The sequence below is a fragment of the Pseudomonas sp. G.S.17 genome (genome assembly GCF_038096165.1).
Taxonomy (GTDB): Bacteria; Pseudomonadota; Gammaproteobacteria; order Pseudomonadales; family Pseudomonadaceae; genus Aquipseudomonas.
Genome location: NZ_CP151076.1, coordinates 2680347 through 2698418 on the forward strand (window position 1 = coordinate 2680347; position 18072 = coordinate 2698418).

Here is an 18072-nt window from a genome sequence, read left to right on the forward strand (position 1 = left end):
CCCGGATTGGATAAACCAGTTTGGCAACGTCAGGTCTGCTGATGTTCCGACCGTTGGCCGGTTCGGCGAGGATATAAACAACCAACAGGTGTTTTACATGTCAAAAAAGTTCACTCCATTAAAAGAGCTATTTAAATGGATATGCCTCACAAGACGTTTTCCAACGTTTATCGTGGGCAGGTGATCGAAGTTCTGGTTGTTTGCCCTTTGGGCGTCAAGGAAGTCGCTGAATTCATCATTCACGTCACGGTCACGATGGCGTGTCAGACACCGATGCCGACCGTGATCTGTCGGCTGGGCTACGAGTCCGTCGATGAGGCGCGCCATGCGGGTGTCGTCGTCGGACAGAATCTTATTGATACACTCATCTGTTGACTGCACGGCCATTCTGGCCTTTTGACGCCTCGCTGCCGGTGACGGGGTGATAAACTCCCGCCACTTCAGACGAGGAGCAAGCAGACGTGCGCAAGATGGCAATAATGATCGCAGCTCTGGCCCTGAGCGGCTGTGATGTCGGCAAAACCCCGCCACCGCCACCCAAGGTTCAGGCGGCTCAGGCCGAGCAAACCGCCCCAGGCACTTCGGTGCAATGGAACATCCAGATGAACACCAGGGAGGCCGTGAGCGATACCAGCGCCTGGCTGCTCGAGCGCAGCTACGCGCCGTTTCTGGCGACCATCGACGGTAAGCAGCAAATGCTGCTCGGCCCTTTCAAAACCGAGCAGGAAGCGCAGGAACAGCTGGCTCTGTTGCAAGCCAAAATCACCAAGGCTCACCGGTTTGCTGATCCGGTGGTGATCAAGCGCCTCCAGTGATCGGTTCCCGCCCGATCTGCGACAAATGAACCGCGACACTCAACCGCTGCTGTGCCACCCTCGGTTTACGCGCTCGAATCAATCGACGCGTGAATCCGGGAAACGCTTTTATGGACGAAATTCAACGGTTGGGCGAGTTGCTGAGCGCCAATCAACGCAATGAAGAACAAAAGCATCAGCAGTTCCATACCGGCCTTGCGCAATGGGAGGCCAGTATCGTCGCGCTGTACCAGCAGATCGAAGCGTGGCTGAAACCTTTGATCGACAGCGGCCAGATCAGCGTGGAATACGAGCCACATCTGGCGCAAAGCAAAGGTTATCCCGACGAAAACTCCCCGTTCCGTACGCAACGCATGACACTGACCATCGCTGGACGCCAGGTTGCATTCATTCCGGATGCCATGGGAGCCAAAGGTCTGGTGTCGGTGGCTGCTACAGGTTTGAGCGTGCATGCCCAGGAAGTGGTGACACTGAGTTGTCAGGACCCGGCGCAGGGTACTCAGTGGCTTGAGAAAAAGCGGATCGGCGTGAAGGAGTCGGATGCCCAGCCGTTTACTGCGGATTACTTCGCCAAGCAATTGCAGGCGTTGGTACCGCTGCACACCTGATCGATTGTTGCAGGAGCCAACGTGTTGGCGAGGCGGTGATCCTTTGTTACCAGGAACATCGCCTCGCGAATGAATTCGCTCCTACGGATTTGCGCAGATTCAGTGTTCGCCAACGCGGATCGAACACCGGTCAATCAGTCGCGACGACCCAGCAACAGACCCACCACCAGGCCGAAACCTGCGGAGATCGCGACCGTCTGCCATGGATGGCCACCGATGTAGGTCTCGGTCGCTTCAACCACCGGCTTGGTGCGTTCACGCACGTTGGACACCGAGTCCAGTGCTTGCTTGAGCTTCAGGCTCAGCTGCGCGCGCAGGGTTTCTGCGTCTTCACCAACCAGCGCTGCGCTGTCCTTGAGCAATTTGTCGGATTCTTCGATCAGCGCCTGAAGTTCGCTGAAGGCCTGATCCTTGATTTGCTCTGCAGTGTTTTGGGCAGCAGTTTTACGAGCCATGATGATTTCCTTCCAATTGATGACAACAGTGAGCAATGGAGTCTTAAGCCTACGGAAAAGTTGCAGCGGTTTGTATGACGCATCGCAATTCGCTCGTCGAATTTGCCCAGAACTTATCCGTGACGGGTGTAAGATGCAGCCGGTTTTTAGTCACAGGTGACCGTTATGAGTTTCAATCTGGCCAACCGGCCTTTGCCTGAGCGCGCTGCACTCGAAGATGAAAAATCCCGTCTGTTCGATTTGTGGCAAAGCAACCTGGGCAAGGCCAAAGGCGACGCCGCTCGTCTGTTCGGTGAACGCTCCAAGCGCAAGGGCAAATGGTCTGAGTGGGTGCGTTCGGAGCTGGACACCATGAGCCCGCCGGAATACGCCAACATGGTTCGCAGTGAAGTGAATCGCCTGGTAGCTACCAGCAAATAAGTCCGAATTTCTGCGTCGCCTTACGGATTACCAGCTGCCGTCATCTGCATGCGGCAGGTTGAGTGTGCCGCTGTCACTGAAGCGCATGGTGCCAAACACGCCGCCAGCCAGTTTGCCCCGCAGCGTATACGGCAGGTTATCCAGGCTCTGGGTTTGCGTCAGGCCCACCGCCTGGCGCAATGCGGCGAAGGCGGAAACGCTGACTGGAACCACCAGCACGGCCTCGGAGAAACGCCCGATAGTGCCTTGCTGATCGCTGACTCCTGACGCCAGCAGCTTGCCGTTGACGTCCAGATCGAGCGCGACGCCGTTGTACTCGATAGCCGTTTCGTTGGGGTTCTGCAGGCGCAGCTTGACCGCCATGCGCACTTCAAGGCCTTGACCAGGCAAAGGCTCGATACCCACCACGTTGATATTGAGCGGGTCGCGGTTGGGAAACAGTGCGCAGGCCGAGACACCCAGCAGTAAAAGACTGACCAGCAAGGTACGAAAGGGGCGTAAGGGCATGGGGATGGCTCCAAGGGTGACAAAAACAAGCGACGTTGCGTTATCCCGTCAGACCGCAATTGCCCATAGAGATTCGTTTTCCTCGGGCATGGGCAGTATGCTGCGCAGATCGTAGCCTGGCGATCCCTGGATGGATAACCTCAAAACTGCTCATGCATCCGCGCCTGTCGTGATTGAAAAAGACACCATTGCCATTGAGTTGGTGCGCGAGGCATTGCTGGAATGCAGCCTGAGCGCCCAGGCTCGGTCGCGCTTGCTGGACAGGGTCGGTATTGCCGCGGATCTGTTGGCCAGCTCAGGTTCACGAGTCCCGGCCGCAGCCTATGCAGCGTTATGGCGAGCACTGGCGCAGGCCTGTGACGATGAGTTTTTCGGCATGGACGCCAGACGTCTGCGCCAGGGCAGCCTGGAATTCCTGTGTCGCTCGTCCATGGCCCAGCCCACCGTCGCCGTCGGGCTTGAGTCGGGCTTGAGTTTCCTGTCCTTGATGCTGGAGCGGTTCGGCGCCCGTTTGATCCGCCAGCACAGCGTGGCAGAAATCGTCCTTGATGAAGGCGACACCGCGCAGGGCAGGGCATTCAGCTACTTCACCTACTGGATGATCGTGCACGGTGTGGCCTGCTGGCTGAGTGGGCGGCGTATTCCTATCCTAGCCATCGAATTGCGCTGTGCGGCGCCGGCCTTCATCGACGACTACAAGGTAATGTTCGGTGAGAACCTGCGTTTCGAGCGGCCTTGTTCGCGAATGATCTTTGCCGCCGATTGCCTGGACTTGCCGATCAAGCGCTCGGCCACCGAGCTGCAGCGGTTCCTCGCCGGGGCGCCGGCCAACATTCTGGTCAAATATCGCGACCCGCAAAGCCTGGCTATCCGGATTCGCCATGAGCTGCACGAGCTGCCCGCCGAGCAATGGCCGGACACTGACGCGCTGGCGAGAAACCTGAGCATGTCCGCCTCGACCCTGCGTCGTCGTCTTGCTGACGAAGGCCACAGCTATCAAGGTCTCAAGGACAGCGTACGCAAAGAACTGGCCATTCACTGGCTGGCCGAAGAGGCGTTGAGCTTTGCCTCCATCGCCGCGCGCCTGGGGTTTGCCGACACCAGCTCGTTCTACAAGGCCTTCCGCAAATGGACCGGGTCCAATCCTGGTCACTACCGCAGCGTGATGCTCGGCTCTGAAGCCCAGATCGGCATTGACCAAACCAGTCATCCAGACTGAACGCTTTGACCATTGCCTGCGCCCGCTGACAGCGCGACTATCTCGCTTATTCCAAGAATAAAATCGAAATAGCGAGGTTGCATGGACATTCAAGACAAGGCATTCATCGTCAGCGGCGGCGCATCCGGGCTGGGCGCGGCAACCGCGCAGATGCTGATCGAGGCGGGCGCGCGGGTGATGTTGGTGGACCTCAATGCCGAGGCGCTGGCTGCGCAACGTGACAAACTCGGTGCGCGCGCCCACGCGGTGGTGACTGATGTCAGTCGGGAAGATTCGGCCCAGGCAGCCGTGGCTGCGGCGGTGGCGGCGTTCGGTGAAGTGCACGGGCTGGTCAACTGCGCCGGAATTGTCGGTGCGCAAAAAATCCTCGGCAAGGAAGGCGTGCATGACCTGGAGAGCTTCCGGCGGGTCATCGACGTCAATCTGATCGGCAGCTTCAATCTGCTGCGCCTGGCTTCGGCGGTCATTGCCGAAAGCGCGGCGAACGAGGGCGGTGAGCGCGGCGTGATCATCAATACTGCATCGGTGGCGGCCTATGACGGCCAGATCGGTCAGGCAGCCTACGCGGCGTCCAAGGGCGCAATCGTCAGCATGACCCTGCCAGCTGCCCGAGAACTGGCGCGCTTCGGCATTCGGGTCATGACCATTGCCCCCGGCATTTTCGAAACGCCGATGATGGCCGGCATGACCGCGCAAGTGCGCGATTCCCTCGCTGCGGGCGTGCCATTCCCGCCACGGCTGGGCAAACCGGCCGAATACGCGGCGCTGGTGCGGCACATCATCGAAAACCCCATGCTCAACGGCGAGGTTATCCGTCTGGATGGCGCGCTGCGCATGGCCGCCAAATGATCAATCAGACTCAGGAGTTTGATCATGTCTATTGATAATCCCGCAACTCGTGATGATCCGGTGGTGATCGTCAGCGCGGTCCGCACGCCCATGGGCGGCTTTCAGGGTGATCTGAAAAGCATGACGGCTCCGCAACTGGGTGCTGTGGCCATTCGTGCGGCCGTCGAACGCGCCGGACTGGCCTCGGCCGATGTCCAGCAGGTGCTGTTCGGTTGTGTGCTGTCGGCCGGGATCGGTCAGGCACCTGCGCGACAAGCCGCGTTGGGCGCCGGCCTGCCGACTTCGACCTTGTGCACCACCTTGAACAAAATGTGCGGCTCCGGCATGCAGGCCGCGATTCTCGGCCATGACATGCTGTTGGCCGGCAGCGCCGAGGTCATCGTTGCCGGCGGCATGGAAAGCATGTCCAACGCGCCGTATTTGCTGGATCGCGCCCGCAGCGGTTATCGCATGGGTCATGGCCAGGTGCTTGATCACATGTTTTACGACGGGCTGGAAGATGCCTATGAGCGCGGTCGGCTGATGGGCACTTTTGCCGAAGACTGCGCCGAGGCGAACGGCATCAGCCGTGAAGCCCAGGACTCCTTTGCTATCGCCTCATTGACTCGCGCTCAGGCGGCTGCCGAGAACGGCTATTTCAACGCGGAAATCGTCCCGCTGCAGGTGACGGCAGGCAAGGAACAACGGCAAATCACCCAGGACGAACAGCCGCCCAAAGCCCGTCCGGACAAGATTCCAACGCTTAAACCAGCGTTTCGCCCAGGCGGCAGCGTAACGGCCGCCAACTCCAGTTCGATCTCCGACGGCGCAGCGGCATTGCTGTTGATGCGCCGCTCCGAGGCGCAACGTCGCGGCTTGCAGCCGTTGGCCGTGATCCATGGCCACGCGGCGTTTGCCGACGAGCCGGGGCTGTTCACCACCGCGCCGATCGGCGCCATCAAGGCATTGCTCAGCCGTACCGGATGGTCGTTGGGCGACGTCGACCTTTTCGAGATCAACGAAGCCTTTTCGGTGGTCACGCTGGTTGCCATGAGCCAGCTGGAGTTGCCGCATGAAAAGGTCAATGTGCACGGCGGCGCTTGTGCGCTGGGCCACCCCATCGGCGCGTCTGGCGCTCGCATTCTGGTCACCCTGATCAACGCCCTCAAACAAAAGGGCTTGAAGCGCGGCGTGGCGGCAATTTGCATCGGTGGCGGCGAGGCAACGGCAATGGCGATTGAGGTCCTATAAATTCATTTAAATCATTGACTTGCGTGATATATCTCAAGTTATTTATGTGATTAGTTTGATTTTAATAAAAGAGGATATAAATCAATGGCCTATGAAACGATTCTAATCGAGATTCAAGGACAGGTCGGTTTGATTACCTTGAACCGGCCCAGCGCGCTGAACGCCCTCAATGCGCAGCTGATCAATGAATTGAACCACGCGCTGGATGCGCTCGACAGTGACCGCAACATTGGCTGCATCGTGCTGACTGGCTCCGCCAAAGCGTTTGCCGCAGGCGCAGACATCAAGGAAATGGCTGATCTGGTCTATCCGCAAATCTACCTCGACGATTTGTTCGCCCAAAGCGACCGGGTCGCGAACCGGCGCACGCCGATGATTGCCGCAGTGGCGGGCTTTGCCTTGGGTGGGGGTTGTGAGCTGGCGTTGATGTGCGACTTCATTCTGGCCGCAGATAACGCGCGTTTCGGTCAGCCGGAAATCAAACTGGGCGTATTGCCAGGCATGGGCGGCACCCAGCGCCTGACCCGTGCGATCGGCAAGGCCAAAGCCATGGAAATGTGTCTGACCGGACGCCTGATCGATGCCGAGGAGGCCGAGCGAGCCGGGCTTGTGGCGCGCATCGTGCCTGCCGAGCAGTTATTGGACGAGGCTCTCAAAGTGGCGAGGTCAATCGCCGAAAAATCCTTGCCGATAGCGATGATGGTCAAGGAAAGCGTCAATCGGGCCTTCGAAGTGAGCCTCGCCGAAGGCATCCGTTTCGAGCGTCGGGTGTTCCACGCGGCATTCGCGACCGAAGATCAAAAGGAAGGCATGGCGGCCTTTATCGAGAAACGTGAGCCCCATTTCAACGGACGCTAGCGCCGCAGATGAGGGTTCGTCAGTCCTGTTCCATGAACGCGCGTAGCCGTTGCTCGCTCCAGTTCTGCGCAAAGTAATCCTGCAGCGTCATGCAGCAGTCGGGATGCACCAGGCAAAGGTGCTTCGGGCTTCTGCAGTAGCGCGCGGAAAGCTCGCGCATCTGGGCGCAGGTCAGCCCGAGATAGCCTCGCTCGTCGGTTCTGCCCTCATAGAGAAAATGCCGGGGTTCGAGTCGCGGTAAGTGGGCCAGGCCTGGGATCGACATGAACACGATGTACCAGATTCGGTTTGCCAGCGGCGCGCCTTGCAGGCCGGGATGTTCGGTCAAACGCAAATCGTCTTCCCAGCGCAGCGTGTCTGGCGCTTTGACGGACGCCACTTTCGGCAAAGTGCAGGGTTGCAGGGTGAGCGTGTGCGGGCCAGTGATCGTGATTCCTGCGCTGCTCAGCTCGAACGTCGCCTTCGAAGTGCTTAGACGCAGGTCTTGCCGCGCTTCGAACAAGAGATCGTCCATGGCATTCAGATGAAGGTTAACGGGCGTTTCTTCGAGATTTATTCCGTTCAACAGGATTGCTGTTTCCGGGCTTTCGGCCACTCGAACTGCAGTTCTGTGTGCCAGCACGCCGCAGATGACCGGCTTGTCTGGATCACTGTCGAAATGCCGCACCAGCAGCCGGTCGCCAGCGGCCAGCTCGCTGACCGACACCTCGGCGAGATCGGGCAGGTCTGCCAGAACCCAGCAGGCGTGTTCATCCGCTGAGGATGGCGCAATCTGCCAGTCGTAACGTATCGGGACGCGCCACGCATCACCGGTTCTGACGAACCCGGCCGCGTCAGCCATCAACGTCACCTGCTGATCACCGCGTATGCCAGGTTTTCGGTGGGTGCAGGAAGGGCGAAATGTCATTGCCCAAGGCAGCACGCCAAAGCCGTTGCGGTAGCCATGATCGAATGTCTCAAGCTCAGGCAGCCTCGACAGTTGATCGATCCACGGCGCCTGTCCCTCGTCCGCTGCAGCGACGGCCGCGCCCAGGATTGCGGCCATATCATGAGGGTCGCAACCCTCCAGGACCTCTGGCTGTTTTGCCCAATGGCGGAGGTTGATCAGCAGCCATTGATCGTTGAACAACGGGACGGGGTGATCCAGAACCTGAATGATCTGGCCACTGGTCAGTGCGCAATCGCTGCTCCAGCCACGGATATGACGTCGCTCGCAACGCAGGCGCTCCAGCGTACGAGCGCTGGTCTGTCGATGGTGGGCTTCCTCGTCGCCGGGTCTTGGCGCGTCGGTTCCCGTGTCGAAAGGCTGGTTGGTTGCGCCTTGCGCAGCTGATTGCGCAGTCGCCAGCAATCTGGCGTCGGTGCCCCTGCAGCGGCGCGATACCGGGTCATGGGCGCCAGCATCGGCGTGGATGGTCAGGCGTTCGCTCAGGTAGCCAATGGTCGGCTGGTTGTGGGTGGTTTCATCGCGCTGCAAGCGTACGGCGCTCTGGCGCTCCGGAAAGCTGGCCGGATCGTCGGCAAATATAAGCTGGTGCCCGGTCGGGCTGTGCTCAAACCGAAAATGAATGCCTTCCTCTTCGCAGAGCCTTTGCAGCAGATGCAAATCGGTTTCGTCGTATTGCACACACCAGTCCCGAGGCGGATACACGCCCACTGGTTGCTCGAAACGGTAACTCTCCTGGTCCAGGCCATGGTTGTCCAATAACTGGATGATCAGCTGCGGGACGCTTAAGCCCGTGAATACGCGGCGCTGACGGTTTTGTTGCAGCTTGAGCAGACTGGGCGCCAGGGTCATTCGGTACAGGCTCAGGCAGGTTCCGGCATAGAGTTGCCTGGCGCTGTCGATCAGGCCATGAACCCCCGCATGCTCGACCCCAAAGGCCAGCCAGGCGGCGCTGCCTGCAAGACTTGTCATATCCAGATGCGGGTTGTTGCTGATCAGATCGACGTCAAAGCGATACGGCTCGTTCAGGGCGTCGTGGCCGGTGAAGCTGAGGACACGCAGGTCCATCGGGCTGCCGGCGAGGCTCAGCGTTATCGGCATTTGCTTGTCTTCGAACATCCACAGCGCTCCCAGCTTGAAATTCAGGGTGCAGAGGGTACGAAATGCCAAGGTCAATGGGCATCGCTTAGGCTTTTTTCGGAAAGGGACTACAAGCTAAAGGGTAATATCGGTGATTGGCTTCACGGTGTTTCACCGGCATCGACGGCTTGACTGCGATCAATGGCGCGACAGTAGGGGTTTCATCTGGCGCCATCGCGTATAAAATGCGCCGGGCGTCGTTCATCAGTCACGACGCATTTCATTCGGTTAGCCAATTTTTCAGCGCTTTGCCCCAGCCATCGTCGGTGTTTTGTAGCGACGGCGGCTGTGATGGGCAGGGCGCAATCGGATCAAGAGAGCAAGCATGGGCGCACAGTGGAAGGTCAAGCATAAAGAAGCAGCATCCAATGCCAAGGGTCGTATTTTCGGCAAGCTGTCCAAGGAAATCATGATTGCTGCACGCGCCGGCGCTGATCCGGATATGAACCCGCGTTTGCGTCTGGTGGTCGAGCAGGCGAAAAAAGCCTCGATGCCCCGTGAAACGCTGGAGCGCGCAATCAAGAAAGGCGCCGGTCTGCTCGGCGAGAACGTCACGTTTGAACGCCTGACCTACGAAGGTTTTGCGCCGCACCGCGTCCCGGTGATCGTCGAGTGTCTGACCGACAACATCAACCGCACCGTTTCGGAAATTCGCGTGCTGTTCCGCAAGGGCCAGCTTGGCGCCGCAGGTTCGGTGTCCTGGGATTTCAACTATCAGGGCATGATTGAAGCCGTACCTGCCAGCCCGGATGCCGATGCTGATGAAGCCGCCATCGAAGCGGGCGCGCAGGATTGCGAGCCGGGTGAAGAGGGCGCGACGCTGTTCCTCACCGAGCCAACCGACATGGACGCAGTCTGCAAAAAGCTGCCTGAATTCGGGTTTAGCGTGCAGTCCGCGCAATTGGGCTACCGCCCGAAAAGCACTGTGGACGGCCTGACCGACGAGCAAATGGCCGAAGTCGAAGCCTTCCTGGAAGCCATCGACAACAACGATGATGTGCAGAACGTTTATGTAGGGTTGGCGGGGTAAGCAGCGGTAAACAGAGAGCCTGTTGGAGCGAGGCTTGCCCGCGAAGAACGATAACGCGGTGCATCTGGTCCACCGAGGCGCCCGATTCGCGGGCAAGCCTCGCTCCAACGAATTCAGCGCCGTCCTTGTGGGTGCGAATTGTGGGAGATTCTATGTTGCAGGGAAACCTGGACTGTACTGGCCGCTTCGCGAGCAAGCTCGCTCCCACAGAGATCTTATCCAGTTTCAGATTTCGCGGGTCTGTAGAAAGTCATAAACCTCCTGCAGCATTGGCCTCGCGCCAATCTCCGGTTGCACACACTGAGCCTGCACCTGACGCAACGCTGTCATCTGCGACCCTTCGGCGTCACAGCGCTCCAGCAACTCCCCCAGTAAAATCCCGAACGCCCGTGTTTCAATGCGCTCCAGCGCTTGCCCCGAAGCAGAGGACGGATGAAACGACGCTGCGCCGAAATCCCCCAGCAGGCAGGTGCCGTCGGGTTCCCACAGAATGTTGTGTCCGTACAGATCGCCGTGAGTCATGCCGCACGCGTGCAAATGGGCGGTAACCGACGCGATGCCTTGGGCTATACGCAAAACCACAGGCAAGGACAGGCGCAGATCGGCTGCATAGATGTCCCGGGTGCAGGAATCCAGGCTCGGAGGTCCTGCCAGATTGGCAAAGCTCGGCGCAATCAATTGCATCACCAAACCTGCCTGAGCCTGGGGATGGTCAAGGATCTGGCCTTCGATGCCAATCAGGTTGGGGTGATTGCCGGCAGCAATACACGCTGCCATTTCATTGAGCGGCGAGCCATCGGAAGTCACGCTGCCTTTATAAAGCTTGAGTGCGACGGCCTTGTCAGGCTGTTCCGGGCTTTGCCAGCGCGCCTGCTGAATGATGCCCGAGGCGCCTTCGCCCAGTTGCTGTTGAACATGCAGCTCCGGCCAGGGAATCTGCCGCACATCAGGTTGTTCGTGTTCGGTACATAGCGGATTGCCAGCGTAAGCCAGCCAGGCCAGTGAAGGCAGTTCCAGCAGCCATGCGGGCAATTCCGTAAGCTGATTGGCGGCAATCCGGATCAGCTCAAGGCGTTCGCAACGGGCCAGGCTGGCGGGCAGCAACTGCAACTGATTGCCAGCGAGCATCAGCTTTTGCAGTGCCGGACAATCGCCCAGCGCTTCGGGCAGGTACTGAATCCGGTTGTCGGTCAGGATCAGCCAGCGCAACTGCGGCGGCAGCGCCTGAGCCGGGACATGCTGGATCTGGTTGGCCTTGAAACCGACGATCTGCAGTTCACGACACTGGCCGATGCATTCAGGCAGCTCGGTAAACAGGTTGTCCGAGCCGAACAACACGCGCAGACGCTTCAGGCGATGCAGGTCATCAGGCAAGTGCTGCAAGGCATTGCCGCTGAGATTGAGGACTTCCAGCGAGTCGGCCAGCGCAAAGATTTCCCTCGGGAACTCGGTCAGGCCACAGGACAGGTCCAGTCGTTTGATGCCGGCCAGTTGGCCAGCGCGCAGGTCTTCGAGGCTGTGCATGGATCAGACGCGCTCCACTTGAGCGTTGGCGTCTGCCAGGCAGCCGTCGACCCATTGATGAACGCGCGCGAGGGATGGCGCGGCTTCGGCGTACAGAATCCGGTAGACCGTCGGCGCTACCACGCGGTCGATCAGGTCCTCGGCACTGGGCGATGTTTCACCACGGGCCACTGCGCGATCAATGATGATCTGCAGCTGGTCGCGGGTAATCGCCATGCATTTGCCGGAACAGTTGGCGCCGTTGCTGGCTACGACGTCGCGCATCATTTCCCGGCCAGGAGCGGAGTCTACGTCGTCCAGGTACATCTCGGTCCAGGTCCGCAGATCGTCGCGCAGGTTGCCGCAATCGATGGGTGGGTCCGGGCGCAGGCGTTCCACCGCGGCATCGGCCAGCAGCGTGGTCAGGTCGCCCCAGCGACGATAGATGGTCGATGGGGTAACGCCAGCGCGCGTCGCAATCAGAGGCACGCTTAGGTCGCCGCGCTCATGTTCGCGTAGCAGATCGCGCACTGCGCCGTGAATCGACTCTTGCACCCGGGCGCTGCGGCCGCCGGGGCGTATTCCTTCTTTAATAGCCATGTGGCAGACCTTAACACAAAGTATTTGCTTTAAGCGGCGACAGCTAGCACACTCGGAAACGCTAAATATTAGCTTTAATGATTTGCTTGAGTGGAGAGTGTACCCATGTCCCTTCCTTTCCAGAAACCGGATATGCACGAACGGGGTCGCAATCACCTGGGCTTTCTGGCGTTTACCACGCTGTGCTTTTTCGCCGCCTCCAGCGCGCCGACTCCGCTGTACCATCTGTACCAGCAGGCCTGGGGCTTCTCGGCGGCGATGTTGACGCTGATCTTCGCGGTTTACGCGTTGACGCTGTTGGTTGCCTTGCTGATTGTCGGTTCGTTGTCGGATTATCTGGGCCGGCGGCCGGTCATTTTCAGCGCCTTGCTGCTGGAAATCGTCTCGATGCTGTTGTTTATCATAGCCACGGATGTGATCTGGCTGGTCCTGGCGCGCATGCTTCAAGGCCTGGCCACTGGCATGGCCGCAAGTGCTCTGGGCGCAGCATTGCTGGACAGCGATCAAAAGCAGGGTCCGTTGATCAACAGTATCGCACCAATGTTCGGCATGGCCATCGGCGCGTTGGGCACTGGCTTGCTGGTAGAGCTGGCGCCTCTGCCGCTGCTGTTGGCGTATTACCTGTTGCTGGCCGCGTTTGTGTCGCAGGCCATTTATCTGTGGCGCATGCCGGAGACGGTCAGCCGCCAGCCGGGGGTGTGGAAGTCCCTCAAGCCTTCGCTGCATGTCCCGCTCCAGGCGCGGCGTACTTTATGGCTGGTGTTGCCGGTGGATATCGCCGCCTGGTCGCTGGGCGGTTTCTACCTGTCATTGACTCCTTCGCTGTTGGCGGCGGCGACGGGTTCAACCTCGGCAATCAACGGCGGGTTAGCTGTGGCGTCGCTAACCTTGAGCGGCGCATTGGCGATCCTCACTCTGCGTTTGCGCCCGCCGACGCTTGGCTTATGGATCGGCGCAAGCTTCCTGACCCTGGGCGTCGCCGTCATCCTGGCGGCAGTGAATGCGGGTTGGCTATGGCTGTTTTTCGTCGGGACGGTGATCGCCGGCATAGGTTTCGGCTCAAGTTTTCTCGCCGCCTTGCGCTTGCTGCTGCCGCTGGCCCATGCCCACGAGAGGGCGGGTTTGATGTCGGCGTTCTACGTACTCAGTTACCTGGCGTTCTGTGTGCCAGCGCTCGCCGCAGGGTTTTCAGCGCACAGCTTCGGTCTGATCGCTACCACCAACGTCTATGGTGCGGTGGTGATTGCGCTGGCGCTGACGGCATTGCTGGGGTTGCTGGTGCAGCGCAGCAATGGCCGGCGGGCGATGGCTTGATCGGTTTGTTGCTGAATCACCGCGTCATTGCGTAGGACCGGCTTTAGCCGGGAGAGCGTTCTCCCGGCTAAAGCCGGTCCTACAAATTCGCAACCACCCATCAAATCGCTTCAGGCAAAGCCTTCCGGGCACGCTGGGTCGCTTCGTCTTTGGCGGCGCCAACCACCGCGTAGTTGTAACTGCCGCTGGACCAGTAGTCAGCCTGCAGATCGCCATCCAGGCGGCTGCCACGCGGTAGCAGATGATGCTGCGCACCGGGCGGACGGATGTAGAAACTCAGGGTGCGGCCTTCGCGATCTTTGTACACGACCATGGCCGCCGCGCCTTGCTCGGTGCTGGTCATGCGCCCGCTGACCGGCCTGAAACCGGCCGCTTCCATATTCGGCAGGCGCTCGGCCCGGGCAAAGTTGCGGTCCAGCCAGCCTTGGGCATCGTTGGGTTTTTCGGCGCTCCAGTCACTGGCCATGTTCTCGTTGACGGCGAACATCCGGTAAGCCTGCACCGCATCGGCCATGGGCAGGGTAGCGCTGCTCAGGGTCAGTTCCCGGGCGTGCCAGCCGCTCAGGCCGCCGACGCTCACTGCCACCAGCAATACCGCCGCCGTGGCGTAATGCCGATAGCTGTTGCGGCGCATGCGCTGGCGAATGAACGTTGGGTCCAGTTCGGGATTGGCCTGGCGTTGCAGTTGGCCGCTCAAGGCCGCACGCAACTGTTGCGCATCTTCCTGCCATTGCTTTACCTGCAAGGCGACGTCGGGATGCGCGGCGAGCCAGGTTTCCAGTGTCGCCCGGTCGGCATCGCTGAGCTGACGGTCGACGTAAGCATTCAATACGTGTTCGCTGGGGGGCAAAGTAATCATTTTAATATCCGCAGGGCAGGGGACAGGATTTCGCCATCACTGATTTGGCGTAGCGCCTGGCGAGCGCGCGACAGGCGGGACATGACGGTGCCAACAGGTACATCGAGAATTTCGGCGACCTCCTTGTAACTCAAGCCTTCCACTGAAATCCAGAGCAGCAACGCGCGCTGTTCGGTGTTCAGGCGCTCGAATGCACCCAGGGTGGACTGCGCCACCACGGTGCGCTCGACGCTGGGCTGGTAATGATCGTCGCCACCGCCGGTAAACAGCTCAAGCATTCGGCTATAGCGCCGGGAGCGGCGATGGGCGTCCAGAAACTGCCGGTAAAGGATGGAAAACAGCCAGGCGCGCAAATCGCCTTCCGGCCGCTTGTTACCCCAGGCCGACAAGGCTTTTTCCAGGCTGGCCTGCACCAGGTCGTCGGCAGTGCTGGGGTTGCGGGTCAGCGACTGGGCAAATCTGCGCATGCGCGGGATCAACTCCCGTAACTGTTCATCAAGCTCGTTCATGGGCGGCGGGTTTCCGGTCTGTAACTATGATCAGGTAAGCGTGTGATCAGAGAGACGACGCTCCACAGCGTTTATTCCTCCATTTATACAATTAATTTCGGAGCAGGGAATAAACCCTGACAGGGTGCGTCTTACCGTCCACTTACCTACAGGCCAACGGCCCAGGAGATCCCCCATGGTCGAGCGCTTCCCGCCGCCTGAACAGCAAAAACCGCCCCTGAGCCTTGGCAGCACACTGCTGCGGCTGGCTGGTATCGGCGTTATCGTGTTGGCGGCGGCCACCGCGCTGGCTTACGTCGGCGGCTATCTGGATCCACAGCGTCTGACCCCGGCACGTCTGGTCGATGGGCTTGAGCACAACAACGGCGTGCATCCCGGATTCAGGCGCAACCACCCCAAGGGCGTGTGTGTCGCAGGTTACTTTGAAAGCAACGGCAGCGCCGCGCAGTATTCCAGCGCACAGGTATTTTCCGCGACGCGCACCCCGGTCGAAGGCCGCTTTGCCTTGCCGACCGGCAATCCCTACTCGCCGGACAGTGCCGCGCCGTTGCGCAGTATGGCGCTGCGTTTCACCCAGGCCAACGGCCAGCAATGGCGGACCGGGATGAATGCCATGCCGGTTTTCCCGGTCGGCACGCCGCAGGCTTTTTATGAATTGATGCAAGCCCAGGCGCCTGATCCGGCAACCGGTAAACCTTATCCGGCCAAGCCTGCGGCGTTTTTCGCCAAGCATCCTGAGGCTGTGCCATTCCTCACCTGGGTCAAGACTGCCAAACCTTCCGCCAGCTACGCCACCGAAACCTATAACAGCGTCAATGCGTTCTATCTCATCAACGCAGAGGGCAAGCGCCAGGCCGTGCGCTGGAACATGGTGCCGGTCAATCAGGATACTGCGGACAGCCCCGCGCCGGATGCCAAGGACTACCTGGAGCCGGATCTAGCCGACCGGCTCGCCCGTGGTCCGCTGCGCTGGAACCTGATGATCACCCTGGCCGAACCAAACGACCCGATTGACGACGCCAGCAAGCAATGGCCTGCCGAACGTCGCGCCATCAATGCCGGGACGCTGGTCATCGACAGCACGCAACCCCAAGCAGACGGTGATTGCCGCGATATCAACTTTGATCCGTTGATCCTGCCTGCCGGTATCGCGGGTTCTGGCGACCCGTTGCTGGCGGCCCGCTCGGCGGCCTACGCATCTTCTTATCAGCGGCGTACCGGCGAAGTTGATCAATTGCCGAAAGCGGCGCCCGTTGCGGAGAAAAAATCATGAGCGCACCTACCCGACATTTCGCCCCGCTGGCGCGACTGCTGCATTGGTTGATGGCGCTGATGATCATCGCCATGCTGTTTATCGGCGCTGGCATGGTGGCTTCGGTATCGCAACGCCATGAATGGTTGCTCAACCTTCACAAGCCGTTGGGGATTGCGATTCTGGTGCTGGTGATCCTGCGCCTGATCGTGCGTTTCTCTACGCAAACGCCGCCGTTGCCGGCCGATCTGCCGACATGGCAGGCGTTGTCCGCCAAGCTGTCGCACTATCTGCTCTATGCGCTGATGCTGGCGATGCCATTGATTGGCTGGTCAATGATTTCTGCCGCCGGAGATCCGGTGATGTTGGGCAATTCGTTGCGACTGCCGTCAATCGTGGCGGCCAACCCGCATACCTTTGCGTTTCTGCGCCAGGCGCATACGTACCTGGCTTATCTGCTGTTTCTGACGATCTTGCTGCATGTCGCCGCCGCACTGTTTCACGGCTGGATCCGCCGTGATGCAGTGCTGGGCAGTATGTTGCGGGGTACGGGCACCGAGTAACGAACCTGCCCTGTAGGAGCCAACTTGTTGGCGAGGCGTCGTGCCTATTCGCGAGCAAGCTCGCTCCCACGCAGACTGTGTGAAAACTACTGCGCTCGGCAATACTGCGTTAAAAACAGGCGGAAAATGCTCATTTAGAACACCTAGACTCCGCTTTTCCGCCTGTTTTTGCCTTGTCTTGCCTTCGCTCGTGACGTTTTCACACAGTCTGCACAGTTCGCTCCAGAATTCAGTGCTGTCAGCGCAACACCGGGACCATTTCCGCGAGCGTGGTCAAAACATCCTTGGCCAGTTGCTTGGAACGTTTGCCTGACCAGCCCGTTACCAGGTCGGGGGCGTTGTCGTTGTCCTTGAACGGCATCTCGAGGGTCAATGACAGGCACTTGAAGCGCTCGCCGATGCTGTTGCAGGCCAGGTTCATGTTGGCCTGGCCGGGTTGCGCGCGGGGATAGCCGTAACGGGTCTGGAAATCCCGGGTGATTTCGCTCAAGCGGCGGCGGAAGTGTTCTTCCAGCTCAGCCTGTTTGGGCGTATAGCCGGGATTGCCTTCACAGGCAGCAGTGAAGACGTAGGGGATTTCCTCATCGCCATGTACGTCAAGGAACATGTCCACGCCATACTTTTCCATCTGCTGCTTGACGAAAAACACCTCGGGGCTGGTGTCTTCGGTGGAATCCTGCCAGCAGCGATTGAGGTCCTTGCCATTGGCATTGGTGCGCAAATGTCCACGGAAGGAGCCGTCGGGATTCATGTGCGGCACCAGGTACAAATCGGCGGCATCCAGCAATTGCGTCAGTTGCGGATCATTCTGCTCCACAAGGCGCTCGATCAAGCCTTCCATGAACCACTCGGCCATGTGTTCGCCAGGATGCTGCTGGGCGATGATCCAGATATTGCGCTTGCCCGGGGCTCCGTTGCCTTTGCGCAGCAGCGGAATGTCGCGACCTTCAACGCTTTTACCGGTGGCCAGCAGTTCCGTGCCAGCATTTTCCAGCGCGTGCTTGATCAGCCAGTCATGGCGCTCACGGCTGTAAGGTTCAAAGTAGGCGAAATACACCTCGGAGTGGGTCGGCGTGAGGGTGAAATTCAGCGCCTTGCCGTCGAACGTCGAGGGCACGCGGAACCAGTCCTGGTGGTCGTAGGACGCAACCGCGTTGTAGCCGGTCCACGCCCGGTTGTAACTGGACTGGCTGGCATTGTTGAGACTGAAATGGTGGGGCTCGCCGACGTGCAGGCCTTCAGCCTTGAAGTGAAACCACTGGAAATGCGGGCTTTTGGTGTCTGGACGCATTGCCAGCTGAATATGTGCAGGGCTGCTCGCGTCTATTACTTCGATATTGCCGCTGTCGAAGTCCGCGCTGATGCTGAGAGTGGTCACGGTGGGTTCCTGTACGT

20 protein-coding genes are annotated in these 18072 nt (G+C 59.7%); 12 read left to right on the top strand and 8 right to left on the bottom strand.

Going from position 1 to position 18072, the window contains the following annotated elements; translation table 11 throughout:
* Positions 1 to 135: 135 nt before the first annotated feature.
* The 3 genes from AABC73_RS12420 (at position 136) to AABC73_RS12430 (ending at position 1423) form a co-directional block, all read left to right on the top strand.
* Positions 136 to 375 (top strand): hypothetical protein, encoded by a 240-nt coding sequence (locus AABC73_RS12420; protein ID WP_341523832.1) that lies wholly within the window; start codon positions 136 to 138, stop codon positions 373 to 375.
* 86 nt (positions 376 to 461) lie between these two features.
* Complete coding sequence (locus AABC73_RS12425; protein WP_341523833.1) at positions 462 to 815, top strand: hypothetical protein; 354 nt, start codon at positions 462 to 464, stop codon at positions 813 to 815.
* 110 nt (positions 816 to 925) lie between these two features.
* Positions 926 to 1423, top strand: a complete 498-nt coding sequence (locus AABC73_RS12430) for a hypothetical protein (protein WP_341523834.1) — start codon at positions 926 to 928, stop codon at positions 1421 to 1423.
* A 134-nt stretch (positions 1424 to 1557) separates the two neighbouring features.
* Here the strand turns inward: AABC73_RS12430 and AABC73_RS12435 are convergent, their stop codons facing one another.
* Positions 1558 to 1878, bottom strand: coding sequence for a DUF883 family protein (locus AABC73_RS12435; protein ID WP_020289984.1), 321 nt, complete (start codon positions 1876 to 1878; stop codon positions 1558 to 1560).
* A gap of 165 nt (positions 1879 to 2043) precedes the next feature.
* Between AABC73_RS12435 and AABC73_RS12440 the strand changes: the two genes are divergently transcribed.
* Complete coding sequence (locus tag AABC73_RS12440) at positions 2044 to 2298, top strand: hypothetical protein (RefSeq protein ID WP_065836465.1); 255 nt, start codon at positions 2044 to 2046, stop codon at positions 2296 to 2298.
* A 27-nt stretch (positions 2299 to 2325) separates the two neighbouring features.
* On the opposite strand, the gene AABC73_RS12445 is transcribed toward AABC73_RS12440, so the two are convergent.
* Positions 2326 to 2805 carry an LEA type 2 family protein gene (locus AABC73_RS12445; protein WP_341523835.1) on the bottom strand — a complete coding sequence of 160 codons (480 nt, stop codon included), beginning with the start codon at positions 2803 to 2805 and terminating at the stop codon, positions 2326 to 2328.
* Between the two features lie 169 nt (positions 2806 to 2974).
* Here AABC73_RS12445 and AABC73_RS12450 point away from each other — a divergent pair, with 169 nt between their 5' ends.
* The 4 genes from AABC73_RS12450 to AABC73_RS12465 all read left to right on the top strand — a co-directional run bounded on the left by AABC73_RS12450 (position 2975) and on the right by AABC73_RS12465 (position 6961).
* A complete protein-coding gene (locus AABC73_RS12450; protein WP_341524227.1) occupies positions 2975 to 4024 on the top strand; it encodes an AraC family transcriptional regulator in 1050 nt (349 codons plus the stop codon).
* Between the two features lie 81 nt (positions 4025 to 4105).
* Positions 4106 to 4873 carry an SDR family NAD(P)-dependent oxidoreductase gene (locus tag AABC73_RS12455; protein WP_341523836.1) on the top strand — a complete coding sequence of 256 codons (768 nt, stop codon included), beginning with the start codon at positions 4106 to 4108 and terminating at the stop codon, positions 4871 to 4873.
* 24 nt (positions 4874 to 4897) lie between these two features.
* Positions 4898 to 6103, top strand: a complete 1206-nt coding sequence (locus AABC73_RS12460) for an acetyl-CoA C-acyltransferase (protein WP_341523837.1) — start codon at positions 4898 to 4900, stop codon at positions 6101 to 6103.
* 84 nt (positions 6104 to 6187) lie between these two features.
* Entirely contained in the window at positions 6188 to 6961 is a 774-nt protein-coding gene (locus AABC73_RS12465) for an enoyl-CoA hydratase (protein ID WP_341523838.1), read from the top strand.
* A 19-nt stretch (positions 6962 to 6980) separates the two neighbouring features.
* Here AABC73_RS12465 and tssI read toward each other — a convergent pair whose 3' ends face one another.
* Positions 6981 to 9077, bottom strand: a complete 2097-nt coding sequence (gene tssI, locus AABC73_RS12470; RefSeq protein WP_341523839.1) for a type VI secretion system tip protein TssI/VgrG — start codon at positions 9075 to 9077, stop codon at positions 6981 to 6983.
* A gap of 295 nt (positions 9078 to 9372) precedes the next feature.
* Between tssI and AABC73_RS12475 the strand changes: the two genes are divergently transcribed.
* Entirely contained in the window at positions 9373 to 10077 is a 705-nt protein-coding gene (locus AABC73_RS12475) for a YebC/PmpR family DNA-binding transcriptional regulator (protein WP_341523840.1), read from the top strand.
* Positions 10078 to 10302: 225 nt separating this feature from the next.
* On the opposite strand, the gene AABC73_RS12480 is transcribed toward AABC73_RS12475, so the two are convergent.
* Together AABC73_RS12480 and AABC73_RS12485 are read right to left on the bottom strand one after the other, a co-directional pair.
* Positions 10303 to 11601 (bottom strand): leucine-rich repeat-containing protein kinase family protein, encoded by a 1299-nt coding sequence (locus AABC73_RS12480; RefSeq protein WP_341523841.1) that lies wholly within the window; start codon positions 11599 to 11601, stop codon positions 10303 to 10305.
* A 3-nt stretch (positions 11602 to 11604) separates the two neighbouring features.
* Positions 11605 to 12180, bottom strand: coding sequence for a TetR/AcrR family transcriptional regulator C-terminal ligand-binding domain-containing protein (locus AABC73_RS12485; protein WP_341523842.1), 576 nt, complete (start codon positions 12178 to 12180; stop codon positions 11605 to 11607).
* A 105-nt stretch (positions 12181 to 12285) separates the two neighbouring features.
* Here AABC73_RS12485 and AABC73_RS12490 point away from each other — a divergent pair, with 105 nt between their 5' ends.
* Positions 12286 to 13494, top strand: coding sequence for an MFS transporter (locus tag AABC73_RS12490; protein ID WP_341523843.1), 1209 nt, complete (start codon positions 12286 to 12288; stop codon positions 13492 to 13494).
* A gap of 100 nt (positions 13495 to 13594) precedes the next feature.
* Here AABC73_RS12490 and AABC73_RS12495 read toward each other — a convergent pair whose 3' ends face one another.
* Positions 13595 to 14353 (bottom strand): anti-sigma factor, encoded by a 759-nt coding sequence (locus AABC73_RS12495; protein ID WP_341523844.1) that lies wholly within the window; start codon positions 14351 to 14353, stop codon positions 13595 to 13597.
* The gene (locus AABC73_RS12500; protein ID WP_331149498.1) at positions 14350 to 14862 is read right to left on the bottom strand and encodes a sigma-70 family RNA polymerase sigma factor; all 513 of its coding nucleotides are present in this window, start codon (positions 14860 to 14862) and stop codon (positions 14350 to 14352) included. The genes AABC73_RS12495 and AABC73_RS12500 overlap by 4 nt, the downstream gene beginning before the upstream one ends.
* 175 nt (positions 14863 to 15037) lie before the next feature.
* On the opposite strand from AABC73_RS12500, the gene AABC73_RS12505 reads away from it, so the two are divergent.
* Positions 15038 to 16135, top strand: coding sequence for a catalase family peroxidase (locus AABC73_RS12505; RefSeq protein ID WP_341523845.1), 1098 nt, complete (start codon positions 15038 to 15040; stop codon positions 16133 to 16135).
* On the top strand, positions 16132 to 16677 hold the full coding sequence (locus AABC73_RS12510; RefSeq protein WP_341523846.1) for a cytochrome b: 546 nt from the start codon (positions 16132 to 16134) through the stop codon (positions 16675 to 16677). The genes AABC73_RS12505 and AABC73_RS12510 overlap by 4 nt, the downstream gene beginning before the upstream one ends.
* Before the next feature lie 238 nt (positions 16678 to 16915).
* Here the strand turns inward: AABC73_RS12510 and AABC73_RS12515 are convergent, their stop codons facing one another.
* The gene (locus AABC73_RS12515; protein WP_341523847.1) at positions 16916 to 18055 is read right to left on the bottom strand and encodes a M14-type cytosolic carboxypeptidase; all 1140 of its coding nucleotides are present in this window, start codon (positions 18053 to 18055) and stop codon (positions 16916 to 16918) included.
* Positions 18056 to 18072 lie beyond the last annotated feature (17 nt).